The 14861-nt window shown below is 70.8% G+C and carries 15 protein-coding genes; 2 read left to right on the top strand and 13 right to left on the bottom strand.

The features are described 5' to 3' along the window. The first annotated feature begins 126 nt into the window (after nucleotides 1-126). Nucleotides 127-1263, top strand: a complete 1137-nt coding sequence (locus OH768_RS50610; RefSeq protein ID WP_406464128.1) for a PP2C family protein-serine/threonine phosphatase — start codon at nucleotides 127-129, stop codon at nucleotides 1261-1263. 22 nt (nucleotides 1264-1285) lie between these two features. Here OH768_RS50610 and OH768_RS50605 read toward each other — a convergent pair whose 3' ends face one another. The 8 genes from OH768_RS50605 to OH768_RS50570 form a co-directional block, all read right to left on the bottom strand. After that, entirely contained in the window at nucleotides 1286-2251 is a 966-nt protein-coding gene (locus tag OH768_RS50605) for an MASE1 domain-containing protein (protein WP_406465769.1), read from the bottom strand. 57 nt (nucleotides 2252-2308) lie between these two features. Beyond that, entirely contained in the window at nucleotides 2309-3139 is an 831-nt protein-coding gene (locus tag OH768_RS50600; RefSeq protein ID WP_406464126.1) for a PP2C family protein-serine/threonine phosphatase, read from the bottom strand. Nucleotides 3140-3282: 143 nt separating this feature from the next. Continuing rightward, complete coding sequence (ykgO, locus tag OH768_RS50595; RefSeq protein WP_006130958.1) at nucleotides 3283-3405, bottom strand: type B 50S ribosomal protein L36; 123 nt, start codon at nucleotides 3403-3405, stop codon at nucleotides 3283-3285. Then, nucleotides 3402-3650, bottom strand: a complete 249-nt coding sequence (locus OH768_RS50590; protein WP_317883668.1) for a type B 50S ribosomal protein L31 — start codon at nucleotides 3648-3650, stop codon at nucleotides 3402-3404. Before OH768_RS50590 ends, ykgO begins: the two co-directional genes overlap by 4 nt. A 50-nt stretch (nucleotides 3651-3700) precedes the next feature. Continuing rightward, a complete protein-coding gene (gene rpmG, locus OH768_RS50585; RefSeq protein WP_093623241.1) occupies nucleotides 3701-3865 on the bottom strand; it encodes a 50S ribosomal protein L33 in 165 nt (54 codons plus the stop codon). 94 nt (nucleotides 3866-3959) lie between these two features. Continuing rightward, nucleotides 3960-5843, bottom strand: a complete 1884-nt coding sequence (nhaA, locus tag OH768_RS50580; RefSeq protein ID WP_406464124.1) for a Na+/H+ antiporter NhaA — start codon at nucleotides 5841-5843, stop codon at nucleotides 3960-3962. Between the two features lie 103 nt (nucleotides 5844-5946). Then, complete coding sequence (pgm, locus tag OH768_RS50575) at nucleotides 5947-7587, bottom strand: phosphoglucomutase (alpha-D-glucose-1,6-bisphosphate-dependent) (protein ID WP_406464122.1); 1641 nt, start codon at nucleotides 7585-7587, stop codon at nucleotides 5947-5949. Between the two features lie 115 nt (nucleotides 7588-7702). Then, complete coding sequence (locus OH768_RS50570; RefSeq protein WP_406464120.1) at nucleotides 7703-8623, bottom strand: SGNH/GDSL hydrolase family protein; 921 nt, start codon at nucleotides 8621-8623, stop codon at nucleotides 7703-7705. A 263-nt stretch (nucleotides 8624-8886) separates the two neighbouring features. On the opposite strand from OH768_RS50570, the gene OH768_RS50565 reads away from it, so the two are divergent. Then, nucleotides 8887-9561, top strand: coding sequence for a hypothetical protein (locus OH768_RS50565; RefSeq protein ID WP_406464119.1), 675 nt, complete (start codon nucleotides 8887-8889; stop codon nucleotides 9559-9561). A gap of 69 nt (nucleotides 9562-9630) precedes the next feature. On the opposite strand, the gene OH768_RS50560 is transcribed toward OH768_RS50565, so the two are convergent. The 5 genes from OH768_RS50560 to OH768_RS50540 all read right to left on the bottom strand — a co-directional run bounded on the left by OH768_RS50560 (nucleotide 9631) and on the right by OH768_RS50540 (nucleotide 14813). Next, on the bottom strand, nucleotides 9631-9861 hold the full coding sequence (locus tag OH768_RS50560) for a chaplin (RefSeq protein ID WP_406464118.1): 231 nt from the start codon (nucleotides 9859-9861) through the stop codon (nucleotides 9631-9633). Between the two features lie 112 nt (nucleotides 9862-9973). Further along, entirely contained in the window at nucleotides 9974-10426 is a 453-nt protein-coding gene (locus OH768_RS50555) for a flavodoxin family protein (RefSeq protein ID WP_406464117.1), read from the bottom strand. Nucleotides 10427-10436: 10 nt separating this feature from the next. After that, complete coding sequence (locus tag OH768_RS50550; RefSeq protein ID WP_406464116.1) at nucleotides 10437-12017, bottom strand: serine/threonine-protein kinase; 1581 nt, start codon at nucleotides 12015-12017, stop codon at nucleotides 10437-10439. 111 nt (nucleotides 12018-12128) lie between these two features. Beyond that, nucleotides 12129-14342 (bottom strand): catalase/peroxidase HPI, encoded by a 2214-nt coding sequence (gene katG / locus OH768_RS50545; protein WP_406464114.1) that lies wholly within the window; start codon nucleotides 14340-14342, stop codon nucleotides 12129-12131. A gap of 33 nt (nucleotides 14343-14375) precedes the next feature. Further along, a complete protein-coding gene (locus tag OH768_RS50540) occupies nucleotides 14376-14813 on the bottom strand; it encodes a Fur family transcriptional regulator (protein WP_406464112.1) in 438 nt (145 codons plus the stop codon). Nucleotides 14814-14861 lie beyond the last annotated feature (48 nt).

Here is a 14861-nt window from a genome sequence, read left to right as displayed (position 1 = left end):
GTCAGGTGCGTCCCGCCTCGGGCCGGAGTGGTACTGCGGCTCGCGGACGGTATGCGTGGGGCTGATATTGAAGAGTGGGAAGCGTTCCCGACGGTTGGCCGACGACCGCAGGCAGTGGGAGGGCCGGTGCGTATCTCTGGAGATCCGGCCGGTTCCACCGTGGCCGACGCCGGACACCGGTCCACGCCTCCCCTCAGCTGGGCCGCGGTGGTGTTCTGGCTGGTCGGCATCACGGCGCTGGTGGCGTTGACCGGTATCGCCCTGGGCCGCGACACCCGGCCGGCCCCCTTTCTGGTCGTGCTGCCCGCGCTGATCGCCGGGCGCGGGACCGTGCGGCAGACCACAGTGGCGTCCGTGTGGGTGACGATCGTCATCGTCGGCTCGCTCTTCGACAGCCCGCTGCACACGGTGGGAGCGGACGCGGCGGTCATCGCCTTCGCCCTGGTGTTCAACGGCCTCAGCGTGGCCCGGGCGGCGCAGCGGATCCGCTGGGAGGTGGAGATCGCCCGGCTGCGTTCCGCCGCTGCCGCTCTCCAGCGGCAGATCCTGCGCCCGTTCCCCCTGATGACCGACCAGTTGCTGGTCCACGGCCTGTACCGGCCGGTGGAGGAGGACAGCCGGGTGGGCGGCGACGTCTACGAGGTCGTCGCCTCCCCCTACGGCACCCGGGTCTTCATCGCCGACGTCCAGGGCAAGGGCCTCCAGGCGATCAGCGCGGCCTTCGCCGTACTGAGCGCCTTCCGCGAGGCGGCCGTGGCCGAGCCCACGCTCACCGCCGTGGTGGACGCCCTGGAGGAGGCGGTGCTACGGCACAACTCCTTCGCGGCGCAGACCGGTGAGCGGGAGCGGTTCGTGACGGCGATCGTCCTGGGTGTCGACGGCGAGCAGGAGGTCCAGGCGATCAACTGCGGTCATGTGGCGCCGCTGCTGCTGCGCGAGGAGCGGGCCGATCCGGTACTGCGGCAGGAGCCGTGCGTGCCGCTGGGCCTGGACGCGCTGGCCCCCGAGCCCCGTACCGTCGAGTGGTTCGCCTTCCCCGCCGACGGCACGCTCCTGCTCTGCACGGACGGCGTCACCGAGGCACGCGATCCGTCCGGCACCTTCTACCCGCTGGAGGAGCGGGCCGCGGCCTGGGGCGATGTCCTCCCGAAGGACGTTCCGGCCACCGTCTACGGCGATCTGCGCCGCCATACGGCGGGCATGCCCCGCGACGACACCGCGCTGCTGGTGCTGCGCCGCAGGGGCGACGCGGGCCTTCACTGACGGAACGGACAGGACGGGCCGGTCAGGGCCGGCCGCCCTGGCGGGAGTCGCCCGCGGTGAGGTGTTCGAGGACCTCGGCCAGTTCCTGGCAGGCCTGTTCCACCGAGAGTCTGGTGTTGCGCTGCTCGGTGATGACGGAGGAGAGCAGCAGAGCGGTGAGGGCCATCGTGCCGTTGAAGGCCTGGAGTTTCATCATCACCTCCACATGCGTCAGGTCGGCGAAGGGACCAGACTCCTGGGTCGCCGCGATGGTGGCCATCACGGAGGCGAACAGGGCGCACAGCATGCTGCCCGCGAACCGGAACCGCAGCGCGGCCCAGATCAGCAGGGGATAGATCAGGAACAGCAGGCTGACGTGGCTGTGGGTGACCAGGGGGACGATGACGGCGATGGTGGCCGCCAGCAGCAGGGCCTCCTTCCAGCGGTGCAGGTCCAGCGGGAAACGCACCGTGCGCAGCATGAGCAGGAGCGGGGTGACGATGAGCACGCCCATCGCGTCGCCCACCCACCAGCCCAGCCAGACCGGCCAGAAGGAGTGCGAGGCCAGCTTGTCGGTGCCGAGGAGCAGGACGACCCCGCAGCTCGCGCTGATCAGCATGGCGGTCAGGGCGCCCAGGAAGACCAGGGCGAGGCCGTCGCGGAGTCTGCCGAGGTCGGTGCGGAAGCCCACCCGGCGCAACATGAGGCAGGCGCAGACGGGGGCAACGGTGCTGCCGACGATGACGACGAGCGCGGTCGGCTGGAGCGAGGTGAGGGACATGATCACGAAGAGGATGCCGAGGGCGATACCGGGCCAGACCCGCAGCCCGAAGATCAGCAGGGCGGCGACCGCTACGCCGGTGGGAGGGTAGATCGGGGTGAACACGGCGCCCTCGACCACGAGCTCGCGGAGCAGGCCGAGCCGTCCCGCCGCGAAGTAGCAGCCGGCGACGGCCAGCGTCAGGAGGGCGTACCCGGCCGGTCGCCGCAGATCATCGAAACCCACCACAGCTGCCATCAGACACCGACCCCGCCGTGTCGGCGAGGCGAGCGACGCGGGGCGGGCCTATGGTCCGGTCTCGGGCGCGTCGTGTCCCACGACCAGTACGGCCGCGTCGTCCTCGTGCCCCACACGCTCGGCTCCCTTGATCACGGCGGCGGCGAGCGCGCCCGCCTCCATGCCCGCCACGGCGGCGATTCCCGCGATGCGCATCACCTGGTCGAGGCCTTCGTCGACGCTCATCGAGGGGCCCTCCACCACGCCGTCGGTCACCAGGACGAAGACTCCGCCGGTGGTGAGCCGGTGCTCGGTCACCGGGTACCGCTGTCCGGCGACGATGCCCAGCGGCGGTCCGCCCTCGTCGTCGGCGATCCCGCACCGGCCGTCGGCGGTGGCCCAGACGGAGGGTATGTGTCCGGCCCGCGCGCTCTCCAGCACCCCTGTGGCCGGGTCGAGCCGTACGAAGGTGCAGGTCGCGAAGAGTTCGGTGCCCAGGGACAGGAGCAGGTCGTTGGTCAGGGCGAGGAGTTCGCCGGGTTCGCTGGTGACGGAGGCGAGGGCGCGCAGGCCGACCCGGACCTGGCCCATGAACGCGGCGGCCTCGATGTTGTGGCCCTGGACGTCGCCGATGGACAGGCCTATGCGTCCGTCGGGCATGGTGAAGGCGTCGTACCAGTCGCCGCCCACGTTGAGGCCGTGGTTGGCGGGCGAGTACTTGACCGCCAGGTGGAACCGGTGGGTGACGGGCATGTCTCCGGGCAGCATGCCGCGCTGCAGGGCGACGGCCAGTTGCAGCAGGGAGCGCTGCAGCTCCGCCCGCTCGCGCGCCTGGGCGGTCAGCGTCCCGAGCCTGGCCAGCAGCTCGTCGCCGTCGTCCGTCGGGGGTATCCGGGACATCGACCACTCCAAAGGGGGTTGGTACCGCTATAAGCATAAAGAACCGATTTTCTTCCCTCCGGGGCCGGCGCACGCGGGCCGGAACGACAACGGCCCGGCCGCCGCACGAAGCGGGGCCGGGCCGGTGGGTCGTTCGCGTTGTGTCAGCCCTGGCGGGCCTTGAAGCGCGGGTCCTTCTTGTTGATGACGAACGTCACGCCGCGGCGGCGGACCACCTGTGCGCCGGGCTTGGCCTTCAGTGAGCGCAGGGACTTGCGGACCTTCATGACTGCCTCCCGTAACGGCGCTCGAAGCGCTCCACACGGCCGGCGGTGTCCACGACGCGCGTGTTGCCGGTGTAGAAGGGGTGGCTGGCCGACGAGATCTCGACGTCGATCAGCGGGTAGGTGTTCCCGTCCGCCCACTCGATCGTGCGCGCGGACTGCGCGGTCGAGGTGGTGAGGAACGCGGTGTCCGCGGCGCGGTCGCGGAAGACGACCGGACGGGACACGGGGTGGATGCCAGACCTCATGGTGTTTCCTTCCTCAGACCGCCCCCGGAGGGACGGCCGCTCTGCTGGGTTCAACGCTGTTCGCGGAATTCGACGTGCTCGCCGGCGACCGGGTCGTACTTGCGCAGGACCAGCCGGTCGGGGTCGTTGCGACGGTTCTTGCGCGTCACGTAGGTGACGCCGGTCCCGGCCGTCGACTTCAGGGTGACGACGGGACGGTTCGTGGTGCGTGCCATGAGGACCTCCTTCCGCCCACATCCCGGGATCTTGTCCCGAGCATGTCAGCTACATGCGTTCCAACACCGGCCCCCCTCGGCGCATTCCCGCCGCCTAGACCCGTAGCGCGGCCCGCTCCCGGGCCGCCCGTACGGCCTGGGAGAGGCCCTCGATGTCGTACGCGCCGTAGTGCCTGCGGCCGTTCACGAAGAAGGTGGGCGTGCCCGCCACCCCGCTGAGGTCGGCCGACTCCACGTCCTCGGCGACATGGCCCGCCCCGGCGTGGGCCCGCATGTCGCGTTCGAAGCGGGCGGTGTCCAGGCCGATCTGTTCGGCATAGCCCCGCAGGTCCTTGAGACGCAGGGCGCCCTGGTGGCTGAGCAGCAGGTCGTGCATGGCCCAGTAGCCGCCCTGCAGCGCGGCGGCCTCCGCCGCCTCGGCTGCCAGCTGGGCGTGGAGGTGGACGTCGGTGAGCGGGAGATGCCGCCACACGTAGCGCACCTCGTCCCCGAAGTCGCCGAGCAGTTCGCGAACGACCGGCTCGGCCTGGCCGCAGTACGGGCACTCGTAGTCGCCGTACTCCACGACGGTCACCGGGGCGTGCCGCGGGCCGCGCAGGTGGTCGCGGTCGGGGTCGACGGGGACGGACAGGTCGACGATGGTTTCCGCCCTGCCGAACAGCACCCGGGGCCGGATCTGCGGTGGCAGCAGTCCGATCACGCCGGTGACCAGCCGGGCGACCAGGAACGAGCCGACGACGGCACCGAGGATGCCCGTCTTCGCGTCCTCCAGGGTGGTCCCGTCGAAGGCGAGCGTCGCGATCAGCAGGGAGACGGTGAAGCCGACGCCCGCGAGGGTGCCGCCCGCGGTCACGGCGCCCCAGCCGACCGGCGGCCGGACCCGGCCCCGGGACAGGACGCTGGTCAGTGCCGTCGAGGAGACGATGCCGAGCGGCTTGCCGACGACGTATCCGATGAGAATGCCCAGCCCGACGGGCGAGGTGAAAGCTCTCTGCAACTGCTCCCCGCTGATCTGCAGTCCGGCGTTGGCCAGCGCGAACAGCGGGACCACGACATAGCTCGCCCACGGGTGGTAGATCCGCTGGAGGCGGTCGTTCGGGGAGATGGACGCGGCGATACCGGCCCGTACGTCGCGTTCCAGTTCGGGGGTGGGCTGTTCGCGGAAGAGCCGGAACAGTCCGGTGGCGCGTTCCAGGTCGTCGCGTCCCGCCGGATAGGCGAAGGTGATCAGCCCCATGGCGAGCCCGATGACGACCGGGTCCACTCCCGACTTGAGCAACGCGACCCAGGCGACGACCCCGAGCAGCGCGTACACGGGCCCCCGGCGCACCCTGAACCGCCGTAGCAGCAGGACGATGGCGAACGTGCCCACGGCGACCAGGAGCGCAGGTACGGCGATGTGGCCGCTGTAGAAGACGGCGATCACCACGAGCGCCAGGAAGTCGTCGACGACGGTGATCGTGAGGAGGAAGACCCGTAGTCCGGGCGGCATGCCCCTGCCCACGACGGCCAGCATGCCGAGGGCGAACGCCGTGTCGGTGGACATCGCCGCGCCCCAGCCGTCCGCCGTTCCGTGGCCGGCGTTGATCGCCAGGTAGATGCCGATCGGCACGAGCATGCCGCTCAGGCCCGCGACGAGCGGCAGCGCCAGTCGCTTGCGTTCGCGCAGCTCGCCCATGTCGAACTCGCGCCGCGCCTCCAGGCCGACGACGAGGAAGAACAGCGTCATCAGCCCACTGTTGACCCACTCCCGCAGATCGAGGGAGACCCCGTGCGAGCCGAGCCGCACGGAGAGGTGGGTCTGCCAGAACGACTCGTACGCCGACGGTGTGACATTGGCCCAGACGAGCGCGGCCAGCGCCGCCGCCACCAGGACGGCGGCGCTTCCGGTCTCGGTCCGCAGGAAGTCGCGCAGCGGGGTGCGGGCTTCGTCGCCGCACGACGTCTGTCCCGTGTAGTCGGTGGCTTCGAGGGACATACGGGGTTCAACTCCACCTGGCGTCGTGACTCACGTGTCGGCCCAACACCGGCCGCCCCACCGTTCATTCCGGCCACAGGCGGCACCACGGCCGACAGTACGGTCAGCCGCCGAGCGCCGCCCCGACCACGGCCTTGGCCTCCTCCTGCACCTGACCGAGGTGGTCGGGGCCGAGGAAGGACTCGGCGTAGATCTTGTACACATCCTCGGTGCCGGAGGGCCGGGCCGCGAACCAGGCGTTGGCGGTGGTCACCTTGATGCCGCCGAGGGCCGCGCCGTTGCCTGGTGCCTCGGTGAGCACGCCGGTGACGGGCTCGCCGGCCAGGGTGTCGGCGGTGACCTGCGCGGGCGAGAGCTTGGCGAGCAGCGCCTTCTCCTCGCGGTTCGCGGGGGCGTCGATCCGGGCGTAGGCCGGCGTGCCGAAGCGGTTCGTGAGGGTGGCGTAGTGCTGCGAGGGCGTCTTCCCGGTGACCGCGGTGATCTCGCTGGCGAGCAGCGCCAGGATGATGCCGTCCTTGTCGGTGGTCCACACGGAGCCGTCCCGGCGCAGGAAGGACGCGCCGGCCGACTCCTCGCCGCCGAAGCCGAGCGAGCCGTCGACCAGTCCGTCCACGAACCACTTGAAGCCGACGGGCACCTCGACGAGCCGGCGCCCGAGGTCGGCGGCGACCCGGTCGATCATCGAGGAGGACACGAGGGTCTTGCCGACCCCGGCATCCGCGGGCCACTGCTCACGGTGGGCGTAGAGGTAGGAAATGGCCACGGCCAGATAGTGGTTGGGGTTCATCAGGCCCGCGTCCGGGGTGACGATGCCGTGCCGGTCGGAGTCTGCGTCGTTGCCGGTGGCGATGTCGAACCGGTCGCGCTGTGCGATCAGCGAGGCCATCGCGTACGGCGACGAGCAGTCCATGCGGATCTTGCCGTCCCAGTCCAGCGTCATGAACCGCCAGGTCGGGTCCGTGAGCGGATTGACCACGGTCAGGTCGAGCCGGTGCTCCTCCGCGATCCGGCCCCAGTAGGCGACGGACGCCCCGCCCAGCGGGTCGGCGCCGATCCGCACCCCGGCCGTCCTGATCGCGTCCAGGTCGAGGACGCTCGGCAGGTCGGCGACATACGTGCCGAGGAAGTCGTAGCGGCCCGTACCCGGGGCGGCGAGCGCCCGGGTGTACGGGATGCGGCGTACGTCCTTCATGCCGCCGGCGATGATCTCGTTGGCGCGGTCCTGGATCCAGGAGGTGATCTCGGAGCCGGCCGGGCCGCCGTTGGGCGGGTTGTACTTGAAGCCGCCGTCTGCGGGCGGGTTGTGCGAGGGGGTGACCACGACGCCGTCCGCGAGGCCCGAGGTCCGGCCGCGGTTGTGGGTGAGGATGGCGTGGGACACCGCGGGGGTGGGCGTGTAGCCGTCCGCGCTGTCGATGAGGACCGTGACCTCGTTGGCGGCGAACACCTCCAGCGCGGTCACCGTCGCGGGCTCGGACAGCGCGTGGGTGTCGGCGCCGAGGAAGAGCGGGCCGTCGGTGCCCTGGCCGGCCCGGTACTCGCAGATGGCCTGGCTGGTGGCGGCGATGTGGTCCTCGTTGAACGCCGTGTTCAGGGAGGACCCGCGGTGCCCGGAGGTGCCGAACGCGACGCGCTGCCCCGGCTCGGCGGGGTCCGGGTGCAGCGCGTAGTACGCGGTGACCAGTCGGGCTACGTCTACGAGATCCTCGGCGCGGGCCTGTTCGCCCGCTCGCTCGTGTGGCATCTGCCCGCTCCTCCGTATCGACCGACTTCGCGTACGGCCCCATCTTTGCTCGTCAGGGGCATGTTTCGCGAGTACACCCCCGCCGCCTGTGGAAAACCCGGGCCTCCGCTGTCCGTCAGTACCGGTGGCGCCTGTCCAGTTGCTTCAGGACCGCGCCCGCCATGGCCGCCTCGCCCTTCGCGTTGGGGTGCGCGGGAGCCGCCGGGGAGGCGGGCTGCAGCGGCTCGATCCAGCGGTCGGCGGGCGCCTTGCACATGTCGTGGCCGACGGTCGGGCCGTAGGTGTCGACGTACTCCGCGCCGTTGAGCGCGGCGACCAGACGGAGCATCAGGTTGAGGTGCTTGCCGGTGTCCCGGAGGTAGGGGAAGTCCTTGGCCGCGAACGGCACTGAGGGGTAGCAGCCGCTGCCGTCGTCGGGCAGGAGGTCCGGGTAGCCGACGACGAGCACGCGCGCGTGCGGTGCCTTCTTGTGGACCGCGCGCAGCACCTTGGCCACCTTGGGCGCGGTGTTGAGGACGGCCAGCGCCAACTGGTCGGCGCCCGAAGAGTTGTAGTAGCGCTGGCAGGGGTTGCCCGTCAGGTCCGTGGCGCTGAGCTTGGCGCAGGTGCCGATGATGGTGCTGAACCCGATGTCGTTGCCGCCGATCTGGACTGTCACCAGGTCCGTGTTCCGCTGTACGGCGTCCAGTTGGGGCGGGTTGGTGCCCTGCGCCTGCCACATCTCCGCGGTCGTCGCCCCGCTGCAGCTCACGTCCTCCAGGACGGTCCCTCTTTCAGCGGCCGTCACCACCGAGGGGTAATTGTGGTCGGAGCGGGCGCAGTTGGCGTCCACCTGGGTCGGTATGTACGGGCCCGACGTGTAGGAGTCCCCGAGCGCCACGTACTGCGTGGTGCGGTCGTGGCCGTGGCCCGAGTCGTGTGCCGCCGCGGGTGCCGCGGACGCGACGACGAGGGCGCAGCCGCTGACCGCCGCCGCGACCGCCACTGCCCTGCCGCGGTGGTGCGCCGACGCGGCCGGTTGCGTCTCACGGTTCATGGAGTTCCTCCCCCAGGTAGGAGACGGCGCGACAGGACACCCCGACGTGGTCGTCTCTCGTTCAACTGGCCTTGTATACCGGGCGGTAAGTCCCGGGGGCCAGGGGTCGGGAGGGAGGAGTTCGCTGCCCCCAGGGACAAGGCGCGCCGAAATGGTTCGGCCGGTTCGGTGGCCGGTTCCCGGCGCCGCGCTCATGGACCCTCTCCGCCGGGTATCTGTAAGGCAGGCGCCAACGCGCTTGGGGGTGGGGGGAGTTGGCCCTGTTGACGCAGAGGTTACAGAGGCATCAGAAGCGCGCGTCCCGCAGTTCGCGGCGGCGGGAGACGATCCGCGCGCTGCGCGCCCAGGGACGCTACGGCCCCGGACTGTACGAGGTGCTGCCCGCGCTGGTGGTCGTGGCCGTCGTCGTGTGCGGTGTCGTGGCCGGCCTCGCCGTGGCGTACCGCGCCCTCGGCACCGGCGCGCTCGTCGGCGGTCTGGCGCTGCTCGGGGTGATCGCCGTGGCCTCGGTCGTGCATCACCGGCCGCTGGCCCGTCGCCGCCTGGGTTTCTACACGCCCGAGGAGATCGCCGACCTGGATGTGGAGGGCCTCGCGCTGGCCGTGTCCCGGATGCTGCGCCGCGACGGCTGGCGGGCGCTCGCCCGGCCCGACGCGCTGGGCCAGCCGCGGGTCCGGGCCCGCGACCGGCGCGGTCGCCGTCTGGAGGTGGCCTTCCGGCCGGTCGCCGAACCGCTGCCCGACGAGGAGGCGCCGACGCGCTCGGGGCGCACGGCCGGCTCCGGGCCGCATCTACGGCTCGTCGTCCACCGGGGGACCTTCAGCGGACGTGATGTGCAGTGGGCGCGCCGTCAGGGCGGCGTCCAGCTCATCGACGGCACGCGTTTACGGCGCTGGGCCCACGGCACTCCCCTGCACCGGCTGACCGATGTCCCCTGACAGCCGTCTCCCTTGCACACGGAACGAGCCGCGGGCGCGGGGCCCACGGCTCGTTCACGGTACGGTTCGTCAGGCCTCGCAGTGGTTGCCCGCCACCGGGTTCAGCAGACCGATCACGTTGATCGAGTTGCCGCACGCGTTGAGGTCCAGGTCGATGGGGATCTGGACGACGTTTCCGGAGAGCACGCCCGGGCTGTCGACGGCGACACCGACGGGGTCGGGGTCCGCGCTCGCCGTACCGGCGCACAGCAGCAGTGCCGCACCCGCCAGACCCACCGCGGCCGTCAGACGCTTCCTCATGAAGAACTCCTGTCACTCTGAGAGGCATGTCCCTCCACGCTGAGGGTGCTCCCTGGGTGACGACACTCTTCGGCGTCCGAACGGGTGGTGGCCGTCCCTCCGGGCCGCCCGCTCAGTCCGTCAGTCCGGCGGCGACCGTCGCCCCGAGTTCCCAGCAGGCCTCGGTGCCCGCCCTGTCGGGCTCGCCGGTCAGCGTCACCGGGTCGGCAGCGCGCCGCCAGCCCAGCCCGGTCGTGATCGACTCGATGCCACGCACGGCTCCCGTCACGTCGTTCCCGCCGTGCACGTAGTACCCGAAGGGCCTGCCGCGCGTCTCGTCCAGGCACGGGTAGTAGATCTGGTCGAAGAAGTGCTTGAGGGCACCGGCCATGTACCCGAGGTTCGCGGGCGTGCCGAGGAGATACCCGTCGGCGGCCAACACGTCCGACACGGTCGCGGACAGGGCGGCACGGCGTACGACCTGGACGTTCTCGATCTCCGGGGTTGTCGCCCCGGCGAGGACAGCCTCGAACATCGCCTGGCAGTTGGGCGAGGGGGTGTGATGGACGATCAGCAGGGTGGGCACGGGCTGAAACCTACTCTTCGGCGGGCATCACCTTGGTCACCTTGCCCTGTGGATCGGCCTGTAGATTGCCGCTCGACCCGTATTCGTCACCCAAGTAAACGGACATGTGCGCAGGGTCGTTGAAGACCTTCCACGTGCCCTCGACCAACAAGTAGCGGGACGTCGGATTCTTGACCTTGAGCACCTTCGCCGCACGAGCGAGCAACACCGGAACGGCGTCCCACTGGAACTTCCGCAGGTCCACCGGCTCCCATCCCTCCCCCAACTTGCCGTTGATGATGCCCTTCTCCACGCCGCTACCGGAGCGGTAGGTGTACGTGTCGTACTTCGTCTTGCTGCCCTTGACCATTACCTCTGCAACGACGTATTCGGGATAAACGCTCAGGTCGCCGAAGCTGTCCCGCCCCGTCTCCTTCTCGATGGCCTTGATCGCGGTACGGATGCCGTCGGGGGTGAGCAGGTCGGTGGTCTTCGCGGAGGCCGAGCTGGAAGGCGTGGCGGTGGGTGAACTCTGCTGTGTCTGTCCGGTCGCGCCCGGGGACGTGGTCGCACCCTTGTCGTTGCTGTTCCCGCCCGGCAGCACCTTCCAGGCGAGCGTGCCGATCAGCAGTACGCCCACGACGCTGGAGGCGACCGCAACTCCCGGTCGCCCGCGTCGCCGTACCGCCTGCATGTCGTCGGTGGGCGGCAGCGCCGGCGGGGCCGGGGGTGCGAGCGGGTACGAGGTGGTCTCGGGGCCGCGGACCACCGGCCGGGCCGCCGCGGCGGCCAGCATCCGGCCCACCGTCCCCGCGTCCGGCCGCGCCTCGGGATCACGCACCAGCACACACGACAGCACCGGCGTCAGTGACCCGGCCCGCACCGGTGGCGGAACCTCCTCCTGGAGTACGGCGGCCAGCGTGGCCAGGGTCGTACCGCGCCGGAGCGGGTGGTGGCCCTCGACGGCGACGTAGAGCATCATCGCCAGCGACCACAGGTCGGCGGCGGGGCCGCCGCTGTGGCCCGAGACGCGCTCCGGAGCCATGTAGTCGGGGGTGCCGATGATGGATCCGGTGGCGGTGAGGGCGGTGGCGTCACGGATCGCGGCGATGCCGAAGTCCGTGAGGACGGGGCGGCCGTCGGTGCGCAGCAGGACGTTGGCGGGTTTCACGTCACGGTGCTGGACGCCGGCCGCGTGTGCCGCGTTGAGGGCGTCGAGCACTCCGGAGCCGAGCCGGGCGGCCTCCGCCGGTGCCATCGGTCCGCGCTCCAACCGGTCGGCCAGTGAGCCGCCTTGGACGAGTTCCATGACCAGCCAGGGGTAGGTGCCCTCGCCGCCGTCGACGATGTGATGGATCGTCACCACGTTCGGGTGCTCGACCCGGGCCAGGGCGCGTGCCTCGCGCAGGACCCGCTGGCGGAGCATCTCGGCCGCGCCGGGGTCGTACTCGGCGAGGTCGAGGTCCGGCGGCCGGACCTCCTTGACGGCGACATAGCGGTGCAGCAGCAGGTCTCGGGCGCGCCACACCGTGCCCATGCCACCGCCGCCGAGCCGGGACTCCAGCTCGAAGCGGCCGTCGACGACCCGTCTGCCGGTCTCCCCCTCGTTCATGCGGAGGAGCTTATGTGACGAACGTGCACTCCTGTGCCGCGCGTTCGGTGATTGAGAAACGCCCGGGCCGACCTGTGAGGGCCGACCCGGACGTCAGGTGGTGCGGAGTGCTCAGATCAGGTCGAAACGGTCCAGGTCGGAGACCTTGGCCCAGGCGGCGACGAAGTCCTTCACGAACTTCTCCTTCGCGTCGTCGCTCGCGTACACCTCGGCGAGCGCGCGGAGTTCGGAGTTCGAGCCGAAGACCAGGTCGGCACGCGTGCCGGTCCACTTGATGGCGCCGGAGGCGTCGCGGCCCTCGAAGGTCTGCTGGTCCGAGGAGGTCGACGACCACGTGGTGCCCAGGTCGAGCAGGTTGACGAAGAAGTCGTTCGTCAGCGTGCCGACCTTGTCGGTGAGGACACCGTGGGTGGACTGGCCCTGGTTGGCGCCCAGGACGCGCAGGCCGCCGACGAGGACGGTCAGCTCGGGGGCGGTCAGCGTGAGCAGGTTGGCCCGGTCGAGCAGCAGGTACTCGGCGGGGAGGCGGTTGCCCTTGCCGAGGTAGTTGCGGAAGCCGTCGGAGGTCGGCTCCAGCGCGGCGAACGACTCGGGGTCGGTGTGCTCCTCGGTCGCGTCGACACGGCCCGGCGTGAAGGGGACCTCCACGTCGACGCCGCCGTCCCTGGCGGCCTTCTCGACCGCGGCGGCACCGCCGAGGACGATCAGGTCGGCGAGGGAGACCTTCTTGGCGCCCGAGTTGAACTCCTGCTGGATGCCTTCGAGGACCCGCAGCACCTGCGCGAGCTGGTCGGGGTCGTTGGCCTCCCAGCCGCGCTGCGGCTCCAGGCGGATGCGGGCGCCGTTGGCGCCGCCGCGCCTGTCGCTGCCGCGGAAGGTGGAGGCGGACGCCCAGGCGGCGGAGACGAGCTGCGAGACGGTCAGGTCCGAGGCGAGGATCTTCGCCTTGAGGGCCGTGATGTCGGCGGCGTCGATGGCCTCGCCCTCGGCCTGCGGCAGCGGGTCCTGCCACAGCAGGGTCTCGGACGGGACCTCCGGGCCGAGGTACAGGGACTTCGGGCCCAGGTCGCGGTGGGTCAGCTTGTACCAGGCGCGGGCGAAGGCGTCCGCGAACTCGGCCGGGTTCTCGTGGAAGCGCTTCGAGATCTCGCCGTAGATCGGGTCGAAGCGCAGCGAGAGGTCGGTGGTGAGCATCGTCGGGAGCTTCTTCTTCGACGCGTCGTGGGCGTCGGGGATGATCGCCTGAGCGTCCTTGGCCACCCACTGGTTGGCGCCGGCGGGGCTCTGGGTCAGCTCCCACTCGTAGCCGAAGAGGATGTCGAAGAAGTCGTTGCTCCACTGGGTGGGCTTGGTGGTCCAGGTCACCTCGAGGCCGGAGGTGATGGCGTCGCCGCCCTTGCCGGTGCCGTAGGTGGACTTCCAGCCCAGGCCCTGCGCCTCGAGCGGGGCGGCCTCGGGGTCGTCGCCGACCGACTCGGCCGGGCCCGCGCCGTGGGTCTTGCCGAAGGTGTGGCCACCGGCGATGAGGGCGACGGTCTCCTCGTCGTTCATCGCCATGCGGCGGAAGGTCTCACGGATGTCGCGGGCCGCGGCCAGCGGGTCCGGGTTGCCGTTGGGGCCCTCGGGGTTGACGTAGATGAGGCCCATCTGGACGGCGCCGAGCGGGTTCTCCAGCTCGCGGTCGCCTGTGTAGCGCTGGTCGTCGAGCCAGGTGGTCTCGGGACCCCAGTACACGTCCTCGTCGGCCTCCCAGACGTCGGCGCGGCCGCCGCCGAAGCCGAAGGTCGTAAAGCCCATCGTCTCCAGCGCCACGTTGCCGGTGAGGATCATGAGGTCGGCCCAGGAGATGGACTGGCCGTACTTCTTCTTGACCGGCCACAGCAGACGGCGGGCCTTGTCGAGGTTGCCGTTGTCCGGCCAGCTGTTGAGCGGCGCGAAGCGCTGCTGACCGCGGCCGCCACCGCCGCGGCCGTCGCTGATGCGGTAGGTGCCGGCGCTGTGCCAGGCCATGCGGATCATCAGCGGGCCGTAGTTGCCGAAGTCCGCCGGCCACCAGTCCTGCGAGGTGGTCAGCACCTCGGCAATGTCCTGTTTGACGGCCGCGAGGTCGAGGCCACCGAACGCCGCGGCGTAGTCGAAGTCCGCGCCGAGCGGGTTCGCGACCACCGGGTCCTTGGCGAGGATCTTCAGGTTGAGCCGCTCCGGCCACCACTGACGGTTGCCGCCGCCCTGGGTGGGGTGCGCGGCGCGCCCGTGCGCGACGGGGCAGCCCCCGGCATCCTCCGACTTCGCGTCCGTGACGATTGCGTCGTGGTTCTCAGACATGGGAATCCTTCCAAACGGGGTGGATCACGTGACTCAGGAACTGGGGGCGGCGGTACAGGTGGGGCACAGACCCCAGTAGATGACCTCGGCCTCGTCGATCGAGAAGCCGTGGTCGTCGGAGGCGGTCAGGCAGGGTGCCTCGCCGACCGCGCAGTCGACGTCGGCGACGACACCGCACGACCTGCACATGACGTGGTGGTGGTTGTCGCCGACGCGTCCTTCGAAGCGGGCGGGACTGCCCGCCGGTTCGATACGGCGGACGAGTCCGGCCGAGGTCAGCGCGTGGAGGGCGTCGTAGACGGCCTGGAGCGATATGTGTCCTACGCGGTCGCGGACCCCGGACGCGACCGCCTCGACATCGAGGTGGTCGCCGTGCCGGACGGTCTCGAGCAGCGCGACGCGGGCTGCCGTCACCCGCAGGCCGGCACCGCGCAGCTCCTCGGCGGTGGTCGGTGGCTGGGATGCGGTCATGGCGCTCAACCTACAGCCATAAACACGAGTGATTCAAGAAAACAAACG

This window comes from Streptomyces sp. NBC_01622 (assembly GCF_045209635.1).
In the GTDB taxonomy this organism is placed as follows: domain Bacteria; phylum Actinomycetota; class Actinomycetes; order Streptomycetales; family Streptomycetaceae; genus Streptomyces.
The sequence above is the reverse complement of the archived record's forward strand: the minus strand, read 5'-3'. Positions and strand labels throughout refer to the sequence as shown.

Excerpts from the sequence above, each read along its gene's own strand:
- OH768_RS50550 (WP_406464116.1), bottom strand. The coding sequence starts at position 12,017 with ATGAACGAGGGGGAGACCGGCAGACGGGTCGTCGACGGCCGCTTCGAG.
- rpmG (WP_093623241.1), bottom strand. The coding sequence starts at position 3,865 with ATGGCACGCACCACGAACCGTCCCGTCGTCACCCTGAAGTCGACGGCC.
- OH768_RS50600 (WP_406464126.1), bottom strand. The coding sequence starts at position 3,139 with ATGTCCCGGATACCCCCGACGGACGACGGCGACGAGCTGCTGGCCAGG.
- OH768_RS50590 (WP_317883668.1), bottom strand. The coding sequence starts at position 3,650 with ATGAGGTCTGGCATCCACCCCGTGTCCCGTCCGGTCGTCTTCCGCGAC.
- OH768_RS50570 (WP_406464120.1), bottom strand. The coding sequence starts at position 8,623 with ATGAACCGTGAGACGCAACCGGCCGCGTCGGCGCACCACCGCGGCAGG.
- OH768_RS50540 (WP_406464112.1), bottom strand. The coding sequence starts at position 14,813 with ATGACCGCATCCCAGCCACCGACCACCGCCGAGGAGCTGCGCGGTGCC.
- nhaA (WP_406464124.1), bottom strand. The coding sequence starts at position 5,843 with ATGTCCCTCGAAGCCACCGACTACACGGGACAGACGTCGTGCGGCGAC.
- ykgO (WP_006130958.1), bottom strand. The coding sequence starts at position 3,405 with ATGAAGGTCCGCAAGTCCCTGCGCTCACTGAAGGCCAAGCCCGGCGCA.
- OH768_RS50560 (WP_406464118.1), bottom strand. The coding sequence starts at position 9,861 with ATGAGGAAGCGTCTGACGGCCGCGGTGGGTCTGGCGGGTGCGGCACTG.
- katG (WP_406464114.1), bottom strand. The coding sequence starts at position 14,342 with ATGTCTGAGAACCACGACGCAATCGTCACGGACGCGAAGTCGGAGGAT.
- pgm (WP_406464122.1), bottom strand. The coding sequence starts at position 7,587 with ATGCCACACGAGCGAGCGGGCGAACAGGCCCGCGCCGAGGATCTCGTA.